The organism is Micromonospora sp. D93, from assembly GCF_018070365.1.
GTDB lineage: Bacteria > Actinomycetota > Actinomycetes > Mycobacteriales > Micromonosporaceae > Micromonospora > Micromonospora ureilytica.
This window is the reverse complement of sequence record NZ_JAGPXW010000011.1, coordinates 1-23,343: the sequence shown is the minus strand read 5'-3', so window position 1 is coordinate 23,343 and position 23,343 is coordinate 1. Positions and strand designations below refer to the sequence as shown.

The 23,343-nt window shown below is 73.7% G+C and carries 24 protein-coding genes; 16 read left to right on the top strand and 8 right to left on the bottom strand.

The window, feature by feature from the left end:
- The first annotated feature begins 71 nt into the window (after positions 1-71).
- The 6 genes from KBX71_RS14760 to KBX71_RS14735 are packed head-to-tail and all read left to right on the top strand — an operon-like array spanning position 72 to position 8,207.
- The gene (locus KBX71_RS14760) at positions 72-704 is read left to right on the top strand and encodes an ATP-binding cassette domain-containing protein (RefSeq protein ID WP_196926930.1); all 633 of its coding nucleotides are present in this window, start codon (positions 72-74) and stop codon (positions 702-704) included.
- Positions 701-1,981 (top strand): extracellular solute-binding protein, encoded by a 1,281-nt coding sequence (locus KBX71_RS14755; protein WP_210818451.1) that lies wholly within the window; start codon positions 701-703, stop codon positions 1,979-1,981. The genes KBX71_RS14760 and KBX71_RS14755 overlap by 4 nt, the downstream gene beginning before the upstream one ends.
- Positions 1,978-3,744 carry an ABC transporter permease subunit gene (locus tag KBX71_RS14750; protein WP_210818450.1) on the top strand — a complete coding sequence of 589 codons (1,767 nt, stop codon included), beginning with the start codon at positions 1,978-1,980 and terminating at the stop codon, positions 3,742-3,744. The genes KBX71_RS14755 and KBX71_RS14750 overlap by 4 nt, the downstream gene beginning before the upstream one ends.
- Positions 3,741-6,125, top strand: a complete 2,385-nt coding sequence (locus KBX71_RS14745) for a tetratricopeptide repeat protein (protein WP_210818449.1) — start codon at positions 3,741-3,743, stop codon at positions 6,123-6,125. Before KBX71_RS14750 ends, KBX71_RS14745 begins: the two co-directional genes overlap by 4 nt.
- 46 nt (positions 6,126-6,171) lie before the next feature.
- Positions 6,172-6,789: an ABC transporter ATP-binding protein gene (locus tag KBX71_RS14740; RefSeq protein WP_307847077.1), complete on the top strand. Its 618-nt coding sequence runs from the start codon at positions 6,172-6,174 to the stop codon at positions 6,787-6,789.
- Positions 6,786-8,207: a DUF6297 family protein gene (locus KBX71_RS14735; protein WP_210818447.1), complete on the top strand. Its 1,422-nt coding sequence runs from the start codon at positions 6,786-6,788 to the stop codon at positions 8,205-8,207. Before KBX71_RS14740 ends, KBX71_RS14735 begins: the two co-directional genes overlap by 4 nt.
- Positions 8,208-8,237: 30 nt before the next feature.
- Here the strand turns inward: KBX71_RS14735 and KBX71_RS14730 are convergent, their stop codons facing one another.
- Positions 8,238-9,269 (bottom strand): PHB depolymerase family esterase, encoded by a 1,032-nt coding sequence (locus KBX71_RS14730; protein WP_210818446.1) that lies wholly within the window; start codon positions 9,267-9,269, stop codon positions 8,238-8,240.
- Positions 9,270-9,655: 386 nt separating this feature from the next.
- On the opposite strand from KBX71_RS14730, the gene KBX71_RS14725 reads away from it, so the two are divergent.
- Positions 9,656-10,234 (top strand): dihydrofolate reductase family protein, encoded by a 579-nt coding sequence (locus KBX71_RS14725; RefSeq protein WP_210818445.1) that lies wholly within the window; start codon positions 9,656-9,658, stop codon positions 10,232-10,234.
- On the opposite strand, the gene KBX71_RS14720 is transcribed toward KBX71_RS14725, so the two are convergent.
- Together KBX71_RS14720 and KBX71_RS14715 are read right to left on the bottom strand one after the other, a co-directional pair.
- Positions 10,216-10,926, bottom strand: a complete 711-nt coding sequence (locus tag KBX71_RS14720) for a helix-turn-helix domain-containing protein (RefSeq protein ID WP_210818444.1) — start codon at positions 10,924-10,926, stop codon at positions 10,216-10,218. The two genes, KBX71_RS14725 and KBX71_RS14720, sit on opposite strands and share 19 nt — an antisense overlap.
- 35 nt (positions 10,927-10,961) lie before the next feature.
- A complete protein-coding gene (locus KBX71_RS14715) occupies positions 10,962-12,434 on the bottom strand; it encodes a PLP-dependent aminotransferase family protein (protein ID WP_210818443.1) in 1,473 nt (490 codons plus the stop codon).
- Positions 12,435-12,496: 62 nt separating this feature from the next.
- Between KBX71_RS14715 and KBX71_RS14710 the strand changes: the two genes are divergently transcribed.
- The gene (locus KBX71_RS14710; protein WP_196926937.1) at positions 12,497-13,108 is read left to right on the top strand and encodes a LysE family translocator; all 612 of its coding nucleotides are present in this window, start codon (positions 12,497-12,499) and stop codon (positions 13,106-13,108) included.
- A gap of 7 nt (positions 13,109-13,115) precedes the next feature.
- On the top strand, positions 13,116-13,847 hold the full coding sequence (locus tag KBX71_RS14705; RefSeq protein WP_210818442.1) for a B3/4 domain-containing protein: 732 nt from the start codon (positions 13,116-13,118) through the stop codon (positions 13,845-13,847).
- Here the strand turns inward: KBX71_RS14705 and KBX71_RS14700 are convergent.
- Together KBX71_RS14700 and KBX71_RS14695 are read right to left on the bottom strand one after the other, a co-directional pair.
- Positions 13,820-14,422, bottom strand: a complete 603-nt coding sequence (locus tag KBX71_RS14700) for an MBL fold metallo-hydrolase (protein ID WP_210818441.1) — start codon at positions 14,420-14,422, stop codon at positions 13,820-13,822. The two genes, KBX71_RS14705 and KBX71_RS14700, sit on opposite strands and share 28 nt — an antisense overlap.
- Before the next feature lie 23 nt (positions 14,423-14,445).
- Positions 14,446-15,054, bottom strand: a complete 609-nt coding sequence (locus KBX71_RS14695; protein WP_210818440.1) for a hypothetical protein — start codon at positions 15,052-15,054, stop codon at positions 14,446-14,448.
- A gap of 73 nt (positions 15,055-15,127) precedes the next feature.
- Between KBX71_RS14695 and KBX71_RS14690 the strand changes: the two genes are divergently transcribed.
- The 3 genes from KBX71_RS14690 to KBX71_RS14680 all read left to right on the top strand — a co-directional run bounded on the left by KBX71_RS14690 (position 15,128) and on the right by KBX71_RS14680 (position 17,495).
- Complete coding sequence (locus tag KBX71_RS14690; RefSeq protein ID WP_210818439.1) at positions 15,128-16,225, top strand: DUF5919 domain-containing protein; 1,098 nt, start codon at positions 15,128-15,130, stop codon at positions 16,223-16,225.
- Positions 16,226-16,298: 73 nt separating this feature from the next.
- Complete coding sequence (locus KBX71_RS14685) at positions 16,299-17,186, top strand: pentapeptide repeat-containing protein (RefSeq protein ID WP_210818438.1); 888 nt, start codon at positions 16,299-16,301, stop codon at positions 17,184-17,186.
- 72 nt (positions 17,187-17,258) lie between these two features.
- A complete protein-coding gene (locus KBX71_RS14680) occupies positions 17,259-17,495 on the top strand; it encodes a preprotein translocase YidC (protein WP_124821059.1) in 237 nt (78 codons plus the stop codon).
- A gap of 7 nt (positions 17,496-17,502) precedes the next feature.
- Here the strand turns inward: KBX71_RS14680 and rnhA are convergent, their stop codons facing one another.
- Genes rnhA through KBX71_RS34280 form a run of 3 tightly spaced genes read right to left on the bottom strand, consistent with a single transcriptional unit; the run spans position 17,503 to position 19,448 of the window.
- Positions 17,503-17,976 carry a ribonuclease HI gene (gene rnhA / locus KBX71_RS14675; protein WP_091406604.1) on the bottom strand — a complete coding sequence of 158 codons (474 nt, stop codon included), beginning with the start codon at positions 17,974-17,976 and terminating at the stop codon, positions 17,503-17,505.
- Positions 17,977-17,986: 10 nt separating this feature from the next.
- Positions 17,987-19,264: a lycopene cyclase family protein gene (locus KBX71_RS14670; RefSeq protein ID WP_210818437.1), complete on the bottom strand. Its 1,278-nt coding sequence runs from the start codon at positions 19,262-19,264 to the stop codon at positions 17,987-17,989.
- Between the two features lie 55 nt (positions 19,265-19,319).
- On the bottom strand, positions 19,320-19,448 hold the full coding sequence (locus tag KBX71_RS34280) for a hypothetical protein (RefSeq protein WP_256442041.1): 129 nt from the start codon (positions 19,446-19,448) through the stop codon (positions 19,320-19,322).
- 154 nt (positions 19,449-19,602) lie between these two features.
- On the opposite strand from KBX71_RS34280, the gene KBX71_RS14665 reads away from it, so the two are divergent.
- The 4 genes from KBX71_RS14665 to KBX71_RS14650 all read left to right on the top strand — a co-directional run bounded on the left by KBX71_RS14665 (position 19,603) and on the right by KBX71_RS14650 (position 23,199).
- Positions 19,603-20,436, top strand: a complete 834-nt coding sequence (locus KBX71_RS14665) for a metalloregulator ArsR/SmtB family transcription factor (RefSeq protein ID WP_210818436.1) — start codon at positions 19,603-19,605, stop codon at positions 20,434-20,436.
- A gap of 343 nt (positions 20,437-20,779) precedes the next feature.
- Positions 20,780-21,265, top strand: coding sequence for a hypothetical protein (locus KBX71_RS14660; RefSeq protein WP_124821057.1), 486 nt, complete (start codon positions 20,780-20,782; stop codon positions 21,263-21,265).
- A gap of 86 nt (positions 21,266-21,351) precedes the next feature.
- Positions 21,352-21,963 (top strand): class F sortase, encoded by a 612-nt coding sequence (locus KBX71_RS14655; protein ID WP_210818435.1) that lies wholly within the window; start codon positions 21,352-21,354, stop codon positions 21,961-21,963.
- A gap of 135 nt (positions 21,964-22,098) precedes the next feature.
- The gene (locus KBX71_RS14650) at positions 22,099-23,199 is read left to right on the top strand and encodes a magnesium and cobalt transport protein CorA (protein ID WP_210818434.1); all 1,101 of its coding nucleotides are present in this window, start codon (positions 22,099-22,101) and stop codon (positions 23,197-23,199) included.
- Positions 23,200-23,343 lie beyond the last annotated feature (144 nt).

Here is a 23,343-nt window from a genome sequence, read left to right as displayed (position 1 = left end):
GTGGAAGCGTGGGGGACGTCGATTGTCGGCACGGTGTGCCACCCTGGGACGGTCATCAATGGTTACCGGAGGTGAGGGCCACGTTACGGCTACGCGCACTGGTCGCCGTCCCCGGCACCGGGCCGGTGACCCTCGACGTTCCCGCCGGCACGCTCGCCGCCCTGGTGGCGCCGCCCCGCTTCGGCACGGCGGTCGCCCGGGTGCTGGCCGGGCTCGCCCCGCCGGTGACCGGGCGCGTCCTCGTCGGCGACCGGGACGTCACCGGCCTGCCGCCGCCCCGCCGGCAGATCGGCTACGTGCCCGCCGGCGGCGCGCTGCTGCCGCAGCTCACCGTGCGGCGCAACATCGAGTACGGCCAGCGCAAACGCGAACGGGTGCACGAGGTGGCCAACGACTGGACGGCCACCGTGGTCGACCGGCTCGAGTTGGCGCTCTCGCTCGCCCTGCTGCCGCACCAGATCTCCGCCGCCCAGCGGTTCCGGGTGGCGCTCGCCCGAGCGGCGGCCTGCCTGCCCGAGGTGCTGGTGGTCGACCTGCCGGCCGGCTCGGCGGGCGACAGCCGCCTCGGTGACCTGATGCCTCGACTCTCACCACCGGACGCCCCCGGCGTGGCGGTGCTGGTCTGCACCGCCGACCCGGCCACCCTGGCCGAGATCCCGGTGCGGCACGAGCTGATCACCGAGCCGAGTGAGGCGCCCCGATGAGGCCGGCCGCCCGAACGAGCCGTCGTACGCTGCTGCGCGCCGCCGCCGCGGGCGCCACCGCCCTGGCCGCCGGCTGCTCCGGCGGGGCGCGGTCGGTGCAAGTCGCGGTGGTCTGGAGCACCAGCGAACTGGACCGGTTCCGCGAGGTCGTCGCCGGCTACCCCGCTCCCGTGCAGGTGGTCAGCGCCGGCAACGACATCGACGCGTTCCTGCGCGCCCGACACCTGGCCGGCACCAGCCCGGACGTGGCGATCCTGCCGCGCCCCGGCCTGGTCACCGAGTACGCCCAGCGCGGGTGGCTGAGCCCGGTGCGCGGTTCCACCGAGTACGCCGTACCCGCCGGGCTGGGCGAGCTGCTGACGGCCGAGAGCGGCCAGCGCTACGGCGTCTGGGTCAAGGCGGCGCACAAGTCGCTGGTCTGGCACCTGCCCTCGGTGCTGCCCGTGCAGCCGGCCAACTGGGACGCGCTGGTCCGGCGTACCCAGGAGCTCGGCGGGCTCGCCCGGCGCGCCGGCGGGCCGGCACCCCTGGCCATCGGCGCCGCGGACGGCTGGGTGCTGACCGACTGGTTCGAGAACGTCCTGGCCGACGTGGCACCCGAGAGCTACAGCGCCCTCGCCCGAGCGGACGCCGACTGGCAGGGCAGACCGGTGCGCGACACGCTGGACCGGCTTGCCGGGCTCTGGAGCATAAACGGGGCGTTCGTCGGCGGCGGCCGTCGTGCCCTGCTCACCCAGTACGAGGAGTCGGTGATCCAGGTGGTGCACACGAAGCGGGCGGTGATGCTCGTCGGGGCCGACTTCACCGCCGACGTCGCCGACCCGTTCCAGCGCGGCCCGGAGGCGCCTGTCACGTTCCGGTTCCCGGGCGCCGAGCCGGGCGGCGGCCCCCTGATCGTCGGCGGGGACGCGGCCGTGGCGTTCGCCGACGCCCGGGGCGGGGTCGAGCTGGTCGAGTGGCTCACCAGGGCAGACTCGTTCCAGCCGTGGCTGCGCGCCGGCGGCTACCTCTCGCCCAACACCAACGTCGCGATCGCCAGCTACCGGGACCGCGTCGGCCAGGGGCTCGCCGAGGAGATGCGGACTCCCGGCACCCTGCGTTTCGACCTCTCCGACCAGTTGCCCGGCGCGTTCACCGGCTCGGACGGGGTCGGCATCTGGCGGATCATGCAGGGCTTCTTCGCCGACGTCACCGACGGGGTCCGGGCCAGCGAGGCGATCCGTCGGGCCACCGGCCTGCTCGCCGCGGCGGCCCGCAGCGCGGGGGGCGGCCGATGAGCCAGGTGCGGGTCCTCGGTGAGCTGGCGGTCCTCGACGACGTCGGTCCAGCCCGGCGGGGCCGGGCGTATCCGGCGGCGGGCGCGACGTCGGCCCTGCTGCTGCCGGCCGCGGTGCTGCTCGGCGGGCTGGTGCTGTGGCCGGTGCTGCGGACCATGCACGCCAGCGTCACCACCGACGGTCGCTGGGTCGGCGCGGCGCACTTCCGGACCGCGCTCGCCGCCCCGGGCACCGGCGCGGTGGTCGGCCGGACGGTCCTCTGGGCCCTGCTGGTGCCGGCGGTGGTGACGGCGCTGGGTTATCTGCTCGCCGCCGCGTCCCGCCGCTCCCAGGAGGGCGGGCTGGTCCGGTTGATCCTCCTGGTGCCGGTGGCGTTGCCACTTGTCGTCACCGGGGTCACCTTCCGGCTGATGTACGACCCGGACCCGAGCCGGGGCCTGGCCACCCTGATCGCGACCCGACTGACCGGCCGTTCGGTCGAGGACGCGCCGCAGTTGCTCGGGCCGGGGATGGTCACCGTCGCGTTGATGTCGGCGTTCGTCTGGGCCTGGGTCGGGTTGGCGGTGCTGGTCTTCCGGTCCGCACTGGACGCGGTGCCGCCGAGCCTCGCCGACGCGGTCCGCGCCTACGGCGGTAAGCGCCGCCATGTGCTGTGGGACGCGCAGTGGCGGCCACTGCTGCTGCGGACGACAGCTGTGGTCTTCGCGTTGGTGGCGGTCGGCACCAGCCGCACGTTCGACCTCATCCTGGTGATGACCCCCGGTTCGGTCCGCGACGAGGCGTCGGTGCTGGCGTTGCGGATCTGGCAGACGTCCGGGGGCACCACCACCGGCGACGGCGCCGCGCTCGGCGTGGTGTGGCTGGTGGCGGTCATCGGCGGGATCATGGTGGCCGCGCTCTTCGTCCGGCAGGCATGGCCCCCGCCGCGCGTCGAGGCGGCACCGGAGCCCGCCCCGGTCGCCCCGCCCCGGCGGGTGTTCCGGCTGCTCGCGGCGGGTGCCGCGATCGCCTGGCTGGTGCCGCTGGCGGTGCTGGTCGCCACGTCGGCGCACGGCAGGGTGGACGCCGCCGCGCGCGGTTGGTGGTCCGCCGCGCCGAACGGCGAGTCGTACCGCAACCTGGTCACCGGCACGGAGCTGTGGCGCACGCTGGGCTTCACCCTGCTGCTGGCCACCGCGGTGACCGCCGCGGTGCTGGTGGTCGCGCTGCTGGCCGCGTACCCGTTGGCCTGGTTGACCGGGCCGGCCGCGCAGGCCACCGGGCTGCTGCTGCTGGCGGCCAGCGTCGTGCCGATCCAGGTCATCGCCGGGCCGGTCAACGAGGTGCTGGGCCTGGTGCTCTCCTCCGGCACGGCTCAGGGCCTGGCCCTGGTGCACATCGCGCTGGGCGTGCCGTTCGCGGTGCTGGTGCTGCGCAACGCGTTCGCCGACCTGCCGGTCGAGCAGGTCCGCGATGCCCGGCTGGGTGGGCGCCGGTGGTGGCACACCCTGCGCCGGTTGGCCCGGCACAACCGGTCGGCGGTGGTGGCGGTCTCCGTGCTGGAGTTCGTCCAGGTCTGGAACGACCTGGTGGTGGGTCGGCTGTTCGGTGGGCCGGGGGCGTCGCCGCTCGGGCCGTTCCTGGCCGAGCAGACCCGCAGCTTCGTGAGCAACAGTGGCGCGCTGGCCGCCAGCTCGGTGCTCGCCTCGGTGCTGCCGGTGGTGCTCGTGGTGCTCTCCCGGCGGCACCTGGTCGCCGGGCTGGTCTCCGGGGGCGTCCGGTGACCGGGCCGGGTGGCGCGCGCGGTGGCTCGCGCTGGCCGGCGCTGATCGCGATCGGCGGCGTGGTCGGCAGCATCCTCGCCAACGTGGCCAGCAACCTGGCCGGCAATCTCCTCTCCGAGCTGGCGGCGAGCGTGCTCGGGCCGGTGACCATCGTCCTGGCCGCCAGCGGCGTCGTGGGTTACGTGGTGTACGAGGTGCGCCGCCGCCGCGCCGGCCGCGAGGTCGGCCCCGAACCGACGGATGTGCTCACCACACCGGCCACCGGGGCCCCCACCCTGCCCTACACGGCCGAGTTCACCGGTCGCGGCGAACACGTCGACGCGGTGGTCGGTCTGCTGGCGCGCGAGCACGCGGTGGCGGTGCTGGGCCGACGCGCGGTGGGCACCTCCGCGTGCGCGGTGCAGGCCGCGAACCAGTGCCGGGAGGACTTCCCCGACGGGCAATATTATCTGGACCTGCGGCGGCGGGGCCGACCCCGCTCGGCCCGGCAGGTGCTCACCGCGTTGGCCCGGATCCTGGGCACCGCCCCGCCGACCTCCGGCCGGCCGGACGCGCTCGCCGCCGCCGCCGACGCGCTGCGCGGCCAGCTCGACGGTCGCAAGATCCTGCTGGTGCTGGACAACGTCGACCGTCCCGACCAGGTCCGGCCACTGTTGCCGCCCACCGCGCGTACCTGCCGTCTGCTCCTCGCCGGCGGTCCGGCGCTTGTCGGTCTGGAGGGTGTGGTCGCGCACTGGATCGCCGAACCGGGCACGTCCGAGGCGGTGGAGCTGTTCGCGACGGCGGGCGGGGCCGCGCCCGCCGCCCGGGTCCGTCGCGCCGACCCGCGCACCGACCCGGCGGTACGCGACGTCGTCGACCTGTGCGGGCGGCAGCCGCGCACCGTCCGCGCCCTCGGTTACCGCACGGCCCAACACGGCTGGCGGCACTCCGACGTGTTGGACGCGCTGCGCCGCGCGGTGCAGACGCCACCGCACCAGCGGCTCGCCGTCTCACCGGCGGCCCGCCTGGTCACCGAACGCGACATCGCGTACCGGGCGCTACCCCGCCAGGCCCGACGGCTGTACCGGCTGATGTCGCTGGTCCCCGCCCCGGTGGACCGGCCCACCATCGCCGCGCTGGCCGGGCGGCACCCCGAGCTGGTGACCGCACTGCTCGACGGGTTGGCCGCCGCGGCGTTCGTGGTCGGCGCGCCCGGCGACCGGTACGAGATCCGCCCCCTGCTGGCCGGCAGCGCCCGGCTGCACCTGCGGGACGCGGATCCGGCCCGGGCCCGGGTCGCCGCGCAGGCCCGACTGACCCGGCACCTGGCCCGTCGAGCCGAACGGCACGCGGCCAACCTGGCGGTGCTCGGCTCCCCACCGGACCGGGAGTGGTCCCTGCCGCTGGACGACGACCCGTACGGCTGGTTCGACCTGCACCAGGAGCTGCTGCTGGCGGTGGTGCGGGTGCCGGCCGGCGCGAAGGAGACCCTGCCCCGCCGGGTCCGCCGGTGGTGGTTCCGGCTGGCCGTGGCGCTGTGCGGGTGGCTGGCGTACGCCGAGCGGCTCGACGAGTGGGAGCAGGTCTGCCGCACCGTGCTGGCCACCCCGACCGCCGACGACCGCCCGGAGATCGCCGGGTGGGCGCACAACGAGCTGGGGGTGCTGCGCCGACGCCGGCACGACCCCCAGGGGGCGGCCGCCGCTCTCACCCTCGCGGTCAACGAGCGGGGCCGGCGGGGCAACGCCCAGGCGCGGATGAACCTCGGCCTGGCCCTGCTCGACCTGGGGCAGCTCGACGACGCGGTCGAGCACCTGGAGATGTCCCGCCGGCACCGCTCCGGCGCCGACCGCGCCGGCCACGCCCTCACCGAGCTGGGCCTGGGCGCGGCCCAGCTGGCCCGGGGAGAACCGGACACCGCGCACCACCACCTGGTGCGGGCGGCCAACACGTTCCGGTCGGTGGGCGACGCGCGCGGGTACGCTGCGGCGCTGACCAACCTGGTGCTGGTGCACGCGGCGCTCGGCGAGCACCTGGACGCCGCCCAGGCGTGGCGCGCCGCGCTCCGCGAGTACGAGTCGGTAAACGATCCGACCAGCCGGGCGACGGCACTGCTCAACGCCGGGGCGACACTGCTGAGCAGCACCCCGGGGCAGGCGCGGACGTCGTACGAGCTGCTGGCCGAGAGCCGCCGGCTGCGCGAGGAGACGCGGCCGACCGCCGGGCTGGCCCGCACCCTGCTCTACCTGGGTGACGCCTGTGCCGCGCTGGGCGACCGGGCCGAGGCGCGGCGGCACTGGGCGGACGCGGCGGCGGTGGCCGAGGAGGTCGCCGACGCCCAGGGGTTGGCCGCCGCCGACGCCCGACTCGAAGACGATGCCAGCGACCGCGTGACGTAGGTCGCTCGGGTTGGTCGGTGGCACGGCTCTGAGAGACTCTGTGATCGTGGACGCGCTCTCGGTACGGGGACTCAGCCGCAACTTCGGCAACCTGGTCGTGCTCGACGATGTGAGCTTCTCGCTCGCGGCGGGCCGGATCGCTGTGGTGCTGGGGCCCAACGGCAGCGGCAAGACCACCCTGCTGCGCTGTGTCGTCGGCGCCGATCGGCCGGACTCGGGTGAGGTGCTGGTGCAGGGTCGCCGGGCCGACGAGACCGATCCTCAGGTGCGGGCGCTGGTGGCGGCCGCCCTGGACGACATCGACTTCTTCCCCGACCTGTCCGTGGTCGAGCACCTGGAGCTGGTCGCGTACGCCCACGGGGGTGACGCCGAGCCGGTCGAGGAGGTCCTCGCCGAGCTGGGTCTGGAGCCGGCCCGCGACCAGCTGCCGGTGACGCTGTCCAGCGGGCAGCGCCGCCGACTGGCGCTGGCGTCCTGTTTCGTCCGGCCACGCCGGGTGCTGATCCTGGACGAGCCCGAGCAGCGGCTGGACGTCCGCGGGCGACAGTGGCTCGCCGACCGACTGCTCCGGGAACGGGCGGCGGGTACGGCCGTGCTGCTGGCCTCGCACGACCCGGAGCTGATCGACGCGGTGGTCGACGAGCGCATCGAGATCGGCAAGTGACCGCCGCGCCGGCCACGATCGCCGACACGCCGGCCGGGGTGCCGACCGCCCGACAGGTGCGGACGCACCTGCGCAAGGCCCGCAGCCGGCACCACGACCATTCGCTCGGCGACGTGCTCGGCGACGCGTACGTCATGGTCCTGTTCGTGGGCATGTACGGCTGGTTCGCGATCAGCGCCAGCCGCGACCTGCTGGACTCCCCCACCGTGGGGCAGGCCGAGCCGGGCGTGCGGTGGTGGCTGGCTGTGGCCGCGCTGCTGGCCGGCGCGGGGCTCGCCTGGCGCGGTCTGCGCGCGCTGGGCCCGCTGCTGGTCACCCCGGCGACGCAGAGCTGGGCGACCAGCGCGCCCATCGACCGGCGGGCCTGGTTGGCGCCGCGTTTCGTCCTGTTGACGCTGGGCGCGGCGGCCGGCACCGCGGCGCTCGGAGTGGCCGTGGCGGCGCTCGGTGGGGTCACCGACCTGTCCGTCCTGGGCTGGGCGGCGGCGGCGGGCGCGGGGTGGGGCGCGGCCGCGCTGGCGCTCAGCGTCGTCGCCCAGGGCAGCCGGTCGGGGCGACGCTGGCCGACAGTGGTCGGGGCGGTGCCGATGGTGGCGGCGGCCGTGATCACCGCCCTGGTGGTGCTCGTCGGTCGCCTCGGCGACGGGCTGTCCCGGCCGGCGACGACGCCGACCGTCGCGTTGTTCGCCGCCGCGGTGCCCCTCGCGGGCGTGGGCATGATCCTCGCGGTACTCGCGCTGCCCCGGGTCGACCGGGCCACCCTGACCACCGGCGCGCAGTTCGCCAACGCCGCCGCCACGGCCACGATCCTGCTGGATCCGAGCCTGCTCGCCGGTCTGGTGGAGAGCCGCCGCTGGCGCCGGATCGGCCGGGTTCGCAGCCGCCGGTTCCGGCCCGGCCCCGGCTGGTGGGCGCTGCTCCAGGCCGACGTACGCCGGCTGCGCCGCCACCCGAGCGCCGTGCTGATCTGGGCGGCGCTGATCGGGGTGCAGTACGCTGCCGCGCTCGCCCTGCCCGGGTTGGCCGGGGCCGCGCAGGTGGTGTTCGCGTACCTCGCCGCCAACCGGCTGACCGGCGGTCTGCGGTCGGTCAGCCGCTCACCCGGGCTGCGCCGGGCGCTCGGCGGCAGCGACAACCTGCTGCGCGGGATCCACGTGGTGGTGCCGGCTGTCGGCGCGGGCGTGTGGTGGTTGCTGACCCTGCCGACCGTCGACCCGGGGCCGGCCTGGCTGGCGCCGACACTGGCGCTGGGGGTGGTGGCCGCCGCGTTCCGGGCCGGCACCCGCCCGCCTATCGACTACGGCGGCGCGACTGTCAACACACCGTTCGGCATGATCCCGGTCGACCTGATGCGGCAGGGGTCACGGGGGCCGGCGCTGCTCGCCGTGCTGGTCCTCGTCCAGTTGTTCCTGGGCTGACCGGCCATCCGTCCGGCCAGCCCGGGGCACTCAGCCGTCCAGCCGGCGGACCATGTTCATGATGGTCTCGACCTGCGTGCCGCCCTTGATCGGGAAGTTGGTCGCGCCCAGGTAGCCCCACCAGTCCCAGCAGCCGTTCGGGTTGCTGAGGGAGGTGCTCGCCTGGGGGTACAGGACGATCAGGTTGTTGGTGTCGGCGTACTGGTTGAGGTTGGCCCGGTCGGCGAACGCAGTGCCCACCGCGCCGGAGGACTGCACGCAGCCGTGCAGGGCGACCAGCAGGCGGCACGATTGGCCGGCCGCGCAGGCCGATGGGACGTAGGCGAAGCCGTTGGCGTCCATGCTCAGCCCGTTGGCCCAGCCGTTGACTGCGAAGGTGTTCTGGCTAAACCTGATGAGCGAGCCGCCGAGCGTCCCGGTGTTCGGTGCGGTCACCCCGCCGAGCAGCTTGCGCAGGAGCGCGTTCTGCGGGTCGGTGCCGCAGTCGTTGAGGTACGGCGACGCGGTCGCCGCGCATCCGAGCGTGCCGTACGGCGTGACCCAGGAGTGACCGGCGGCGGAGCCGCTGTCGTACTGCACGCTGGCCCCGAAGTGCTGGTAGTACCGGACCAGGTCGTCGGTGACGGACTTCTTGACGGTGGTGTCGTTGCCGCCGTGGAACACGTACACCGGGTCGCCGGACAGGTTGCCGACCGGGTCGACCCAGCCGTACGACGCCCAGGTCCGGGTGTACGTCTGCAGCGCTGACACGTTTGTCGGGTACCGGTTGTCGCCGCAGCCGTAGAGCGCCTGGGCGACTGTGTTCTGGGAGCAGTAGTACGGTCCGGCGGCGAAGACGGCCGCTCCCCGGATCCGGGACGAGTAGGCGACGTGCAGTTGGGTGGCCATGTAGCCACCGGAGGAGACCCCGGCGACGTAGACGCCGGAGACGTTGTAGGTGCCCAGCGACCCGGAGACCGGGGGCTTGGTGGGCGGGTTGGCGGCCTGGGCGGGTGCCGCCGCGGTCAGGATCAGCAGGAACAAGGCCGCGAGGGTGGTGGCGGCTTTCAGCGGTGTGGGCATGGGCGCTCTCCTCGGCAGCGCCAACGGGGGCGTCGGCGTGCGCCGAAGCTACCGTGACATAGACCACACCAGATATGAGCGTAACCGCCACGTCCAACCGCGTCGAGGTGTCCCCCACGCCCACGTCTGGATCGGGGAAAGCGCGGCTACTCCAGATCGCCACCTTTGCTCTGCTTCAACCGAGGCAACATCCGCGTCCGATATCCGGACAACGGGTGTTTCCTTCGCTGCAGCAGAGCAAAGCGGGTTGACCACACTTGCCGACCGGGCGCACCACCACGCCCGGCAGCGCGTCGGGACCCGATGTCGTTTCCGTCCAAGACAGCGGCGCGACAGCGATCTAGCGTGGACCCGGCAGCCCGCTCCGAGCATGAGGAGACACCACAATGCGTGACCTGGTCTACACCGGTTTCATGTCGCTCGACGGCGTCGTGGACTCGCCCGGCGGCGGGCCTGGCGAGGAGCACCGCAGCGGCGGTTGGGTGTTCAAGGACCTCGAGTTCGTCCCAGAGGCCTGGTCGCTGAAGGGCGAGGAACTCGCTGACACGACGGCGTTGATGTTCGGCCGTCGCAGCTACGAGGCGTTCGCACCGGTCTGGCCTGGTTCGGAGGACCACGCCGACTACAAGGAGCTGCCCAAGTACGTGGTGTCGAGCACGCTGCCCGACGACGCGCTCGTCGACGGGTGGGGCCCGACCACGATTCTGCGCTCGACCGGGGACATCGCCGCGCTCAAGCAGAGCGAGGGCGGAGCGATCTTCATCCACGGCAGCGCGGAGCTGGCCCGACGGCTGTCCGATGAGGGGCTGATCGACCAGTACAACCTGCTCGTCTTCCCCGTGCTGCTCGGCGCCGGTAAGAGCCTGTTCGGTCGGGCCGACCGCGACAAGCACATGCTGACGCTGCGGGAGTCGGAGAGCTATTCGAACGGGATCCTGAAGGTGGTCTACGACGTCAGGCGCTGACCCAGGTCGAGGGCGATGGCGCCGCCGGTGCCCTCGCGTAGCTGCCGGACGGTGCGTCCGAGGTAGCAGCGCAGTGCCCGGGCCAGGTGCGGCTCGTCGAAGTAGTCGAGCCTGGCGACCACGTCGGCGGCCGGGTCTCCGGTAGCCAGCAGCTCCGCCGCCGCGCGGGCCCGCTCGATCTGCCGGACCACGCCGCGCGTCAGCCCGGTCGCGGCGCGGAACCGGCGTTCGACGGTACGCGCCGAGACGGCCGGACGGTGGCCTCTCAGCAGCTCGGCGACGAGCGGGTCACGGACCACGGTCCCGGCCCGGACGAGGCTGTCGACCAGGGCCTCGGCGTCGTCGGGGTCGGGCGTCTCCCAGCGCGCGCCGTCCAGCCGGAACGTCCGGCGCGTGCTGTCGGGAAGCTCGATGCCGCCGTCGACAAGCGTCGGCGTGGGCACGGCCCGCAGCGAGGTGCCCACGGCGAACTCGATGCCGGTGAAGGTCGCGCCCTCCGGCACCGGCGCCGTGCCGGTGCGGGTCTCGGGACCGGTGATGCTCGCGTACGTCCGGCCAGCCTGCTCCCAGAACACCAGGCCCCAGCGCACCCCTGCCACTGACGTCATCGAGGTGACCTGCTCGCTCGTGCAGGTCCACACGGTGTCGACCCATGGCGAGTCGGACCCGCGCGTCTCGAACCGCAGTCCCACTGGCGAAGGATACGCCGGCGAAAACGTTGGACGGTCTAGCCGGAGGCGAGCCCGGCGGCGACAGCGGCGACTCCGTCCTCGATCTCAGTGGGCGTCCGGGCCGCGTAGCCGAGCACGAGGCCCGGCCGGTAGGGACGCTGGCAGTGCCAGGACAGCGGTTGCACCTTCACCCCGCGCGCCAGCGTCGCCGCGGCCAGCTCGGTGTCGACCACGGCGTCGTCCAGCGTGATCATCAGGTGCAGACCGGCGGCGGCGCCGTGCACCGTCGCCGATGGCAACGCGCGGGCCAGAGCGGCGATCATGGTGTCGCGTCGGCGGATGTGTCGACGGCGCAGCAGCCGCAGATGCCGCTCGAAGGCGCCGGAGGTCATCAACTCCGCCAGCACCAGTTGCGGTAGCACGGCGTTGCCCAGGTCGGCGTTGCGCTTGGCGGCCACCACCGCCTCGCGCAGTCGCGGCGGCACGAGCAGCCAGCCGACCCGCAGGGCGGGGGCGAGCAGTTTGGAGACGCTGCCGGCGTAGCAGACCTGCTCGGGCAGCAGACCGCGCAGCGCCGGCACCGGAGGACGGTCGTAGCGGTGCTCGGCGTCGTAGTCGTCCTCGATGATCAGACCGCCGGCCCGGGCCCAGGCGACGAGTTGGCGGCGACGGTCACCGTCGAGCACCACGCCCGTCGGGAACTGGTGCGCGGGGGTGAGCATCACGGCCGGTGCACCGCTGGCGGCCAACTCGTCGACCCGCAGCCCGGCGTCGTCGACGGTGATCGGCGGGGTGTCCATCCGCCAGTTGTTCAGGTGCTGCCGTACCCCGAGCGAGCCCGGGTCCTCGACCGCGATGCGGTCGACGCCGACAGCGGTGAGTGCCTGGGCGAGCAGCCCCAGCGCCTGGGAGACGCCGGCCACGATGATCACCTCGGCGGGGTCGACGCTGATGCCGCGGTTGCGGGCCAACCAGGCGGCGACGGCCTGCCGCAGCGCGGGCGTGCCAACCGGGTCGCCGTAGCCGAGGTCGGCCGCGGCGAGGTGGCGCAGCACGGTCCGTTCGGCGCGCAGCCAGTCCGCGCGCGGAAAGGCGGCCAGATCGGGTACGCCGGGCGTCAGGTCGATGGTCGCGTGCGCCGCGCGTACCGCGTCGAAGATGTCGGTGCCCGGTGTCGGTGGGAAGATCGCGACCGGTGCCGGCGCGGCGGCCGGGGCGGATGTGGGCGTGGCCGGCGCGGCGACGACCACAGTGCCGGCCCGACCCCGACCGGAGACGTGCCCCTCCTCGGTGAGGCGCTGGTACGCCTCGGTGACCACGCCCCGGGAGACGCCGAGGTCGGCGGCGAGCACCCGGGTGGGGGGCAACCGGTCACCGACCGGCACCCGGCCCTCGGCGATGGCCTGCCGCAGCCTGTCGGTCAGCCAGTCGGCGCGCCCGCCCGGCGCCGCGTCGGTGACGGTCAGGTGCAGGAAGTCGGACCCGGCCGATATGGACCCCTCGGACGCAGTCGCTTTGGCTCTGCCCATCGGACCATTGTGGCAGCAGAGTGAGCAGGAGCCAGACCTGCCAACTCCGCCGGAGGACGATCGTGACCATCCCGTTCCTGATCACCACGCTGATCGTGGTGGTCACCCCCGGCACCGGGGTGATCTTCACGCTCTCCGCCGGCCTGTCGCGGGGTGCGCGGGCCGGAGTGCTGGCCGCGTTCGCGTGCACGCTGGGGACGTTGCCGCACCTGCTGGCCGCGATGACCGGGCTGGCCGCGCTGATGCAGACCAGCGCCGCGGCGTTCGAGACCGTCCGCTACCTCGGCGTCGGCTACCTGCTCTACCTGGCCTGGTCCATGGCGCGGGACCGCGACGCCTTCGCGGTGACCACCGACGCCCCACCCCGCTCGGCAATCCGGGTGATCGTCTCCGGGGTGCTGGTCAACCTGCTCAACCCGAAGCCGACGATGTTCTTCGTAGCGTTCCTGCCACAGTTCGTGGACACCACGGCACCGGGCTCGACCCGGGCGATGCTCGGCTGCGGCGCGGTGTTCATGCTGCTCACCTTCGTGGTGTTCAGCGGCTACGGCGTCTTCGCGGCCCGGGTACGCGACCGGGTGCTGACCCGACCCCGGGTCACCGACTGGCTGCGCCGATCCGCCGCCGGCACATTCGTCGCGCTCGGCGTGACCCTCGCCCTCACCGAACGATAGGACCACAGTGCACTTCGAACACTCACCGCAGCTTCGCGACGCGTACCCCGACCTGGTCGCCGGCGTGGTGCAGGTCGCCGGGATCACCGCCACCGCCGACGTGACAGGACGGACGGCCGATCATCTCGCCGACGCGCGGCGGCGGTTGGCCGGCGGCGCCGAGAGCGGGTTCCCCGAGATCCAGGCGTGGCGCCGGGCGTACGCGGCGATGGGGCTGCGGCCCACCAGGTACCGGTGCGCCGCCGAGGCCCTGCTGCGTCGGCTGCGCCTGGACGGCGAGCTGCCCCGGGTGCACCCGCTCGTCGATCTCTGCAACGCCATCTCGGCCGCGTACGCCATCCCGGTCGCGGTGCTCGACCTGGACCGGGTCGACGGCGACCTGGTGGTCCGGCCGGCACACGGCGACGAGGCGTACCTGAGTTTCGCGGGTGACACCGAACATCCCGAGCCGGGCGAGGTGACCTTCGTCGATTCCGCCGGTCGCGCACACGCCCGGCGGTGGACGAACCGGCAGAGCGGCTGGTCGGCCGTGCGGTCGGGCACCTCGTCGGTGCTGATCGTCGCCGAGGCGCTGCACCCGGGCGGCGAACCGGCCGTGACCCGGCTGGTCGCCGACCTCGTCACGGAGCTGACCGACGGATGGGCCGCCCCGACGGCCGCCGCGGTGCTCACCGCCGCCGCGCCCCGTTTCCGTACCCCGACGGCAGGTGGTCAGGCGGTGTCGCCGGGCGCCAGGTGACGGTAGCCGGGGATCGTCTCGGCGAACCAGCCGGCGACGCTGGCCAGGCCGCGTTCGTTGAGCTGCGCGTCGTGGATCGGGTACGCCGCCGCCGCGCCCACGGCGCCGGCGAACCTGATCGCCTCGTCGAGGCGCAGCCAGGACCCCTGGGCCGGGACGAGCACTGTGCGCACCGGCTCGTCCGGCACGTACAGCGCGTCACCCGGGTGGTAGAGCTCGTCGCCGATCAGGTAGCCGAGGTTCGGGCAGTCGGGCTGCCCCTGGTGGATCGCGGCGTGCCGGCCGCCGTGCGCGCTGACCGGAATTCCGGCCGCGGTGAACCGTTGCCCCGCGCGCACCCGGGTCACCGGCAGTGGGGCGAGATCCGGCAGTCGGGCGCCCTCCGGGGCGTACACGGGGACGCCGAGACCGGCGAGCCGCAACACGTCCACGTGGTCGGTGTGCTCGTGGGTGACCAGGACGGCGTCCGCGCCGACCAGGGCTCGCGGCTCGCTCCACGTTCCCGGGTCGACGACCAGGACCCCGCCGTCGTGCTCGACCCGCACGCACGAGTGGGTGAACCGGGTGATCCGCACCCCGCCGACGGTACGCCTGTCGGTCAGCGTCGCCGCCCGGCCGACATCCGCACGATGTACACGAACTGCACCGCGAACGCCACGACCGCGACCAGCACCCCGACCACTACCGCCACCACGCCCCCGGCCCCGACGGTCGTGGCCACCAGGGCGATGCCGAGCCCGCTCAGCACGGCGTTGACCGCGCCCACGAGTGCGGCAGTGGTCAGCAGGAACTCCCATCGCCCCGGTCGGGTGCCGACCAGGTTCCAGGCCGTGCTCATGGCGTCGTCGGCGACCACCGCGTCGGCGAAGAAGTCGTGCTCGCCGGCGAGCTGATGTTGGTAGTAGGCCCGGATGCGCTGGATCCGCCGCAGGTCCAACGAGTTCTCCACGGTGGTCTCCACCAGCCGCAGAAACGTCAGCACCCCGATGATGACCAGGGTCGGCAGCACCGCGGCCAGGTACGGCCGGACCAGCTTGTCGTTGCTGGCGACGAAACCGAGGCCGATCAGCGCCGCCGACAGGACGGACAGGAAGATCGTGGCGCGGCCGGTGGCCTCGGCGATGGTGCCGGCGCGGGACGTCTGCAACGCGTAGTGCTCGGTGGTCAGGACGGAGAGAAGCGCCCGCTCGCGTTCGCTCTCGTCCACCCCGCCGCCCCTCCGTGGTCGCACGACTCCGTTACCGTCACCCTACGAGCGACCGACGGCGGAAGGGGACCGGATGCCCGGGTGGGCTGGTCGGGGCAAGCGGCAGCGACGCGCCTTCGTGGTCGGTGGGGCACTCTTCGCGGTCGCCGTCGTCATGCTGCTGGCCGCCTGGCGCAGCACCGGCTTCCTCAGCGATCTGCTGCTCAACCTCGGAGCCAGCGTGGTCCTCGCGGCCATCTCGTACGTCATCTTCGACCCGATGTTCGAGGAGGCCCGCAAGGCGCGGGTGCAGGAGCACCTCAGCTTCGACCAGCAGGCGTTCGTGACACGGCTGCACCGCTCCGGTCGCCGGGTGCGCATCCTCGACACCTGGACGATCCTGCTGGAGCAACGGCACCGCGAGGAGACCCTGAGCGCGGTGCGAGCGGCGCTCGCCAACGGCGCCCAGGTGCAGTTGCTCCTCCTCGACCCCGACTGCACCGCCGCCCAGCAACGCTCCGAGGAGCTGGAACGGCAACGGGTGGACGTGCCCCGGCAGATCCGCACCAACCTGCGTCACCTGGCCGCGTTCGCCGACGCGCTCGACTCGCGGCTGCGCCACCGCCTACAGGTTCGGCTCTACGACGCGTCCCCGTCGATCCAGCTCTACCAGTGGGACGGGCGGGCGCTGATCTCGTTCTTCCCGATCGGGAAGTTGTCGTTCAACGTGCCGCAGCTCGAGGTGGACATGGACAGCCCGTGGGGCGGTTTCGTGCACGCCCGGTTCGAGGAGCTGTGGGAGCACGAGCAGGCCACTCTCGACCTGCAGCGGTACTGGTCGGTCACGGTCACGCTGCGCCACGACGAGTCGGACGTGGTCGAGGTGCGCGTGCCGTACGTGACGGTGGACGGGCAGCACTACGTCGACTGCCGGGGGTTCCGGGTAACCGGGCCGCTGACGGTGCGCGCCGTGCTGCCGCCCCGCGCGCCCGGGGCGGCCCCTGGCGTGTTCGCGCTGGCCGAGCCCGCCGACGGGGACCGCACCCCGGCCGCCGTCGTGAAACGGCACTTCGACCAGAAGTACGGGCCCGGCGACGGCGAGCGGGACGTCCGCCGACTGGTGCCGCCGCCGGGCGACACCCGTACCCCGGCGCCCCGCCCCGCGACGGCCGGCGACACGCACGCACGGTGACCCCCGACCTGCCCGGTCGGCTCGGCACAGGAAACAATGGTGGTCCACCCTGATCGCCAGGAGGATCGTCGGCGTGTCGCACCGCACCGCACCGCCGTCCGGGGCGGCGCAGCTGCGCGCCGACTGCGGACGCTGCTTCGGCCTGTGTTGCGTGGTGCCCGCCTTCGCCGCGTCGACCGACTTCGCCATCGACAAGCCGGCCGGCTCGCCCTGCCCGAACCTGCGCCCCGACCACCGTTGCGGCATCCACACCGAGCTGCGGCAACGCGGGTTTCCCGGCTGCACGGTGTTCGACTGCTTCGGCGCCGGGCAGCAGGTCGCCCAGGTGACCTTCGGCGGACGGGACTGGCGGGACGCCCCGGAGACGTTGCCGGCGATGGCTGAGGCGTTCGCGGTGCTGCGACCGCTGCACGAACTGCTCTGGTATCTCACCGAGGCGGTGGCGCTGCGCCCGCCGGCCGACCTGCGCGCCGAACTGGAACGCGCCCGCGCCGAGACGCTGACGCTCACCGAGGGTGACCCGGCGCAGCTTCGCGCGGTGGACGTCGCCGGCCACCGGGACCGGGTCAACCCGCTGCTGTCCCGGGCCAGCGACGCGGCCCGCGCCCCCGGCGGCGCCGACCGTCGGGGCGCGCACCTGCTCGGGGTGGACCTGCGCCGCGCCGACCTCCGCCGGGCCAACCTGCGCGGGGCGCTGCTCATCGGCGCCGACCTGCGTGGGACGGACCTCGGCCTGGCCGACGTCACCGGCGCGGACCTGCGCGGGGCCGACCTGCGGGGCGCGGACCTGCGCCACACTTTCTTCCTGCACCAGACCCAACTGGACGCCGCCCGGGGTGACGTGCGCACCGGGCTGCCGCAGACGCTCACCCGGCCGGCGCACTGGACGGCGCTGCCGCTCACCCCGGTCCGCCAGCCGGACCGCTCCCCCGCACCCGCCCGCCGGGGCCGCCGCCGCTGACCGCGAGGTTTCGGCCGGGACGACGCCGGGTAGCCAGCGCCGACGCGGACCGGCATCGACGGGGGGCACGGCGTGGGCTACCGAAATCGCCAAGGTGAGCAGCCGGGCGACCCGCAGCACAGCGAGGACGAGGCCGGCGAGGTGCCACTGGTACAGGTCGAGGCGGACACCGAGGTCCCCGCACCGGCGGACACCGACGTCCAGCCGGACATCGTGACCGAGCCCGACAACTCGGGCGTCGCCGGTGGCTCGTCCGGCAGCAGCGGCGGCGGGTCGACCATGCCGGGGCACCCCGACGCGACCCGCTGACCCCGGCTCAGCGGCTGGTCAGCGCGCCCCGAGCCTCGGTCATGCCCTTGTTGGCCAGCCCGTCGGCCCGCTCGTTCTCCGGGTGCCCGTTGTGCCCCTTGACCCACAGCCAGGTGACCTCGTGCCGCTCGCAGGCCGCCTCCAGCCGCTGCCACAGGTCGGCGTTCTTCACCGGCTGCTTCGCGGCCGTCCGCCAACCGTTGCGCTTCCACGACGCCAGCCAACTGGTGATGCCGTTGCGCACGTACGTGCTGTCGGTGTGCAGCTCCACGGTGACCGGCCGGTTCAGGCTCTCCAACGCCTGGATGGCCGCCATCAGCTCCATCCGGTTGTTGGTGGTGGGCGTGGCCTCACCGCCGCACAGCTCGCGCTCGTGATCGCCGTAGCGCAGCAGCGCTCCCCAACCACCCGGCCCGGGGTTGCCACTGCACGCCCCGTCGGTCCAGATCTGCACGCCCCTGCCGGCCGCCGCGTCCACCATGCCCGGCAACCTACCGGGCGCGGACGTCGTCCTCCCCGCTCGGGGGGCCGGCGCGCCGAGTCGTCAGCGTCGAACCCACCGCGGGTGGGATCGCCGGCGCGGGCCGGGTGGGGCGCAGCCGGTCACGGACGCGGTGTACGACGTCACCGGCGGTGGCGGCGATCATCGGCAACAGCCGGGTCGAATTCATGATCGCGACCTCCTCGGCCGGGGTGGTGCCGCCGTCGAGGAAGCGCAGCACCCGCTCGGCCGGATTGCGGTCGAAGAGCCGGTCGAAGAACTCGGGGCCGCCCACCCCGCCCCGGTCCAGGGCGCGCAGCGCCACCGCGTCCATCCAGCGGTGCCGGGGCGGGTACGCCGGCGCGGGCACCGGCGCGCGACCCTCGGCGAGGGCGCGGGCCACCTGGTCGGCCTGGCGGTACATGGCGGAGAAGGTGAAGCCGGTGGAGGGGCGGGTCGCGCCACCGGCCGTGCCGAGGCGGACCACGCGGGGCGAGGGACGGGCCGGGAACGGCGCGTCGGTCATCGGGATCACCCCGTTCTCCACCTCGCGCACCCGCAGCCCGGCCGGGTCCAACCCGAGCAGATCCCGGTAGCCGGCCAGCGCCGAGTCGTACCCGGCGTCGGTGAGCAGGTCCGGCGAGAACTCGGTGTACTCGACCAGGGCGTAGCGGTCGCTGACCGGCAGCACGTACCCGAAGGAGACGCCCCGGGGCGGCTGCGGGGTACGGAAGTCCATCAGCACCGCCCGCCTCGGGTCGAACACCGGCCGGTCAGCCTCCAGCCACCACCCCCGGAAGTGCTGCAACCAGGTGGTTCGCCCCGCTCGCGCCGGCGGGCGGGGGCGGGAGTCGAGCACCCAGGCGGCCCGTACGGCGCTCCCGTCGCCGGTACGCACCAGCACCCGGGTGCCGTCGTCGCGCACCGTTTCGGCGGGCGCGACGATGCGGGTGGCGTCGAGGCGACGCTCGGCGTCGGCAGCCCGGTCGTAGACCGGGCCGGAGCGGAGCATGGCGTACCGCAGCGGGGTGAGGTCCAGGACGCGGCGCCGCGCCGCCGTCGCCACCTCGACCTGCCGCCAGCTCGCGCTGAGCAGCGGGTCCAGGTCGGTGTCGGGGTGGCCCCAGAACGCCCAGGTGCGGTCCTGGCCGCGTCGGCGCACCGGGTCCACGATGGCGATCCGCAGGTCCCGGACGCCGTGCCGGTCCAGTGCGGCGAGCAGCAACGAGGCCGCGCCGCCGCCACCGAGCAGCGCGAGGTCGACGTCGAGCGGCGCGGAGTCGGTCACCCGCATCACGCTGCCACACCGCCGCCCGCCACCACCGGACGGGCCGGATCGGCGCTCAGGCCACCGGGGCGGGCGACTCGACCGGGGGCGGGTCGGCGTAGGCGCGCGCGACAGCGGCGCGGTTGAAGACCTGCCAGGTGGCGGCGGAGACGCCGATCGCCACGGCGGACGCCCCGGCGACCACGAGCGGGTCATCGGTACGCGACGCGACGAAGAGTGGCGCGGCGACGGTGGTTTATCCCTCCGGCAGAAGGCTGGCCTCGGCCAGGTTGACAGGCAACCCATTGGTTGCCTAAGTTGAGAAGCAACCGAATGGTTTCCTGTTGCGGGGAGGGTCGATGGACGACGCGTTTCGGGCGCTGGCCGACCCCAGCAGGCGTCGACTGCTGGACCGCCTCAACGAGCGCAACGGCCAGACCCTGCGGGAGCTGTGCGACGGGCTGGCCACCACCCGCCAGGGCGTCAGCAAGCACCTGTCGGTGCTGGAGGCGGCCGATCTCGTCACGACCGTGCGGCGCGGCCGGGAGAAGCTGCACTACCTCAACGCCGCCCCGATCAATGCCATCGCCGACCGGTGGCTCAGCCGCTACGACCGCGAGCGCGCCGCCACCCTCGCCGACCTGACCACCGCATTGGAGCGACAACCCATGGAGAGCCCGACCTTCGTCTACACGACCTACGTCACCACCACCGCGCAGCGACTGTGGTCCGCGCTCACCGAACCGGCGTTCACCCGTCGCTACTGGGGTGGAGTCGCGCTGGTTTCGGACTGGCAGGTCGGGTCACCCGTGCTGTGGCAGGACGCACCGGACGGCGAGCCGCGCGACCTCGGCCAGCGGGTGCTCGTCGCCGAGCCGTACCGTCGCCTCTCCTACAGCTGGCACGGCTTCCAACCCGAGCACGCCGAGCACTTCGGCTGGTCCGCGGAGGAGTTGGCCGCCCGGCTCGGCGAGCGCCGGTCGACGGTGACCTTCGAGATCGAGCCGCACAGCGGGTCGACCGTCCGGCTGACCGTCATTCACGACGACTTCTCCCCCGACAGCGAGATGCACCGGGCGATCAGCGGCCAACTCGACGGCAGCGGAGGCTGGCCGGAACTGCTGGCCAGCCTCAAGACCCTGCTGGAGACCGGCGAGCCGATGCCCGACCCGACCCAGGCCCAGGCCCGCTGACCCGAGCGCGCCCTGGTCCAATTTCGGACCGGGCCCCGCAGCGGATCGCGTCGGCCAGGCGGGTGCATTTCCGCCGTCTCCGGCAATACCTCGCCATCGACCCAGCGACGACAGCCCGACCGGATGGACATCGATGGGAGCACCGGTGCCGGTCGGGCCGTCCGGGCCTTTCCGCAGCTCTCCCCGCCTTCGGGTGGACACGTGACGGCAACGAGGATTTCTCATTTTCACCTGATCGAGGACCCAACCCACCTAGTGTTGGGCACACCGGTGCTAGTCACGGAGTTGGCCACCCGAACGACGTCCCACGCAGTCAGCGGACGAAAAGTGAGGGAAGACGCGTATGAAGGTCTCAACAGCACTCTGCTCGGCGGCGCTCGGCGTGGGCCTCGGCACGCTCCTGCTGCCAGGCGCCGCACTGGCCGACACCACTGTGTCACCGGCCACCACCCCGGTCGGTGGGACCGTCGTGCTAACCGCGACGACCTGCAACCCGAAGTCGGGTGACGCCATCTTCCGGGTCACCGGCCCCAACCGCGACCAGAACGTGCGATCCACCACGGCCGCCGCCGGCGGCGGACTGAGCGCCGAACTCTTCACCGCCGGATTCACCCTGGGCACCTACACGGTGGCGGCGACCTGCGGCGACGGCAGCTCGGCCGGCACCGCCACGTTCGCCGTCACCCCGATCGGCGGCGCGCCGGCCGGCTCCGGCGGCGACAACCGTGACACCGGCGCTCTCGCCGCCGGCGGCACACTGCTCGGCACCGCCCTCGCCGGCGCGGTGGTCCTGATCCGCCGGCGTCGTCCGGTGTCCACTGTCGCCTGATCGGCGACCGCTCCATCCCTGAGACGGGTGCCCGCGCCGGTGACACCGGTGCGGGCACCCCGACGATCCCGTACGGAGGTGCACACGTGTGGTGGCGGCGGACCCTACCGGCCGTGGTCGCCCTGCTCGGCGTGACCGGGCTCGGGCTGATCACCGTCGGCCTCACCGCCGACCCGGCGCGGCCACCACGACCGTCGGCCGACGCGCCGACACGCACCCACCCCGCACCGGACCTGGCGCCGCTGCCGCACGCCGCGCCGGTCCGGGTGCAGATCCCCGCCATCGACGTCCGCGCCGACATCGTCCCCGTCGGCGCGGACGCCGCCGGGGTGCTGGAGGTGCCGCCACTGGATCGGCCCACCCTCGCCGGTTGGTACCGGCACGGGGTCAGCCCCGGAGAGACCGGCAACGCCGTCCTGGTCGGACACGTCGACTCACCGGCCGGCCCGGCGGTCTTCTTCGACCTCGGTCGGCTCCGCGCCGGGCAGCAGGTACAGGTCACCCGCGCCGACGCACGGGTCGCCACGTTCACAGTGGACGACGTCCGGGCGTACCCCAAGGAGCACTTCCCCACCACGCTGGTCTACGGCCCGGCGGACGCCGCCGGGCTGCGCCTGATCACCTGCGGCGGCCGGTTCGACGCCACGACCGGCAACTACGTGGACAACGTCGTCGTCTTCGCCACCCGCACCGCCTGAACCGGACCGCACTACCTGAACCCGCCCGCACCCACCGAGTCACCGCCCCGCTGTCGGGAGCCGGACCCTGCTCGGCAGAATGCGGTGGCACCATCCCCTGGACGGGGCGGTGCGCCGGCGACGGGGAGGCACGCGGTGGATCAGCGACCGGTACGGGACCGGACCGGTCGAGGCGTACGCGCCCTGGCCCGTCGACTGCTCGGACGGGTCGAGGGCGATTCCCCCACCCTCCGCCGGTCCAACCCGGACGCCGTTGTCGACTGCGCCGTCTACGTCAACGGCCGCCGGGAACCCGGTCAACCGCACTACGCCGACGCGTACGCCCGGGCGCGGCACGGCCGCGACGCCTTCGTCTGGCTGGGACTGCACGATCCGGGCCCGGCCGTGCTCGCCGCGGTCGGCCAGACCTTCGGCCTCGACGAGCTGACCGTCGAACAGGCGCTCGCCGACGGGCACCGGCCCACAGTGCAGCGCCACGGGCCGGTCACGCTGCTGGTCCTGCGCACCGCCGGGTACGTGGAGCACGACGAGCTGACCGACACCTCCGAGGTGATCGACACCGGGGACGTCATGGTGCTGCTCGCTGACCGCTTCGCCATCACCGTGCGGCACGGCGCCGCCGGGGCGCTGCGCAGCGTCCGCGCCGACATCGAGCGCCGCCCCGCGCTGCTGGCCGCCGGCCCGTGGGCGGTGGCGTACGCGGTCTGCGCCCGCATGGTCGACTCCTACCTGGAGGTGGCCGGGCACGTGGAACGGGACCTGGAGCGGGTCGAGGAGGCGGTGTTCGCCCGCGACCGCTCGGCCGACATCCAGCACATCTACCAGCTCAAACGCGAGGTGGTGGAGTTCAAGCGGGCGGTCCTGCCGTTGCAGGCGCCGATGCGTACGCTGCTCGAACCCGGCGGCCCACCGCGTGCCCTGCACCGCTGGTTCGTCGACGTCGACGGCCGGCTGAGCCGGGCGGTGGATCGGGTCGCCGCGTACGACGACCTGCTCACCTCGATCGTCCAGTCGCGACTGGCGCAGCTCGCCGTGGAGCAGAACAACGACATGCGCAAGATCGCCGCCTGGGCGGCCATCGCGGCCACCCAGACCGGCATCGCCGGCATCTACGGCATGAACTTCGACCACATGCCCGAGCTGGCCTGGCGCTACGGCTACGCCGGGGCCCTCACCCTGATGGCGGCGGCGGCCCTGTTCCTGTACCGCCTGTTCCGCCGCTCCGGCTGGCTCTGAACGCCGCTGCGGCCCCCAGCCCCCGGTGCCCGCAGCCCGCAGCCCGCAGCCCGCAGCCCGGCGATCTTGCATTATGTGTCGTCGACTCGCACCTTTCATCAACCTTTGTCGCCACAGAAAGTGCAAGATCGCGGGGGCGGGGGC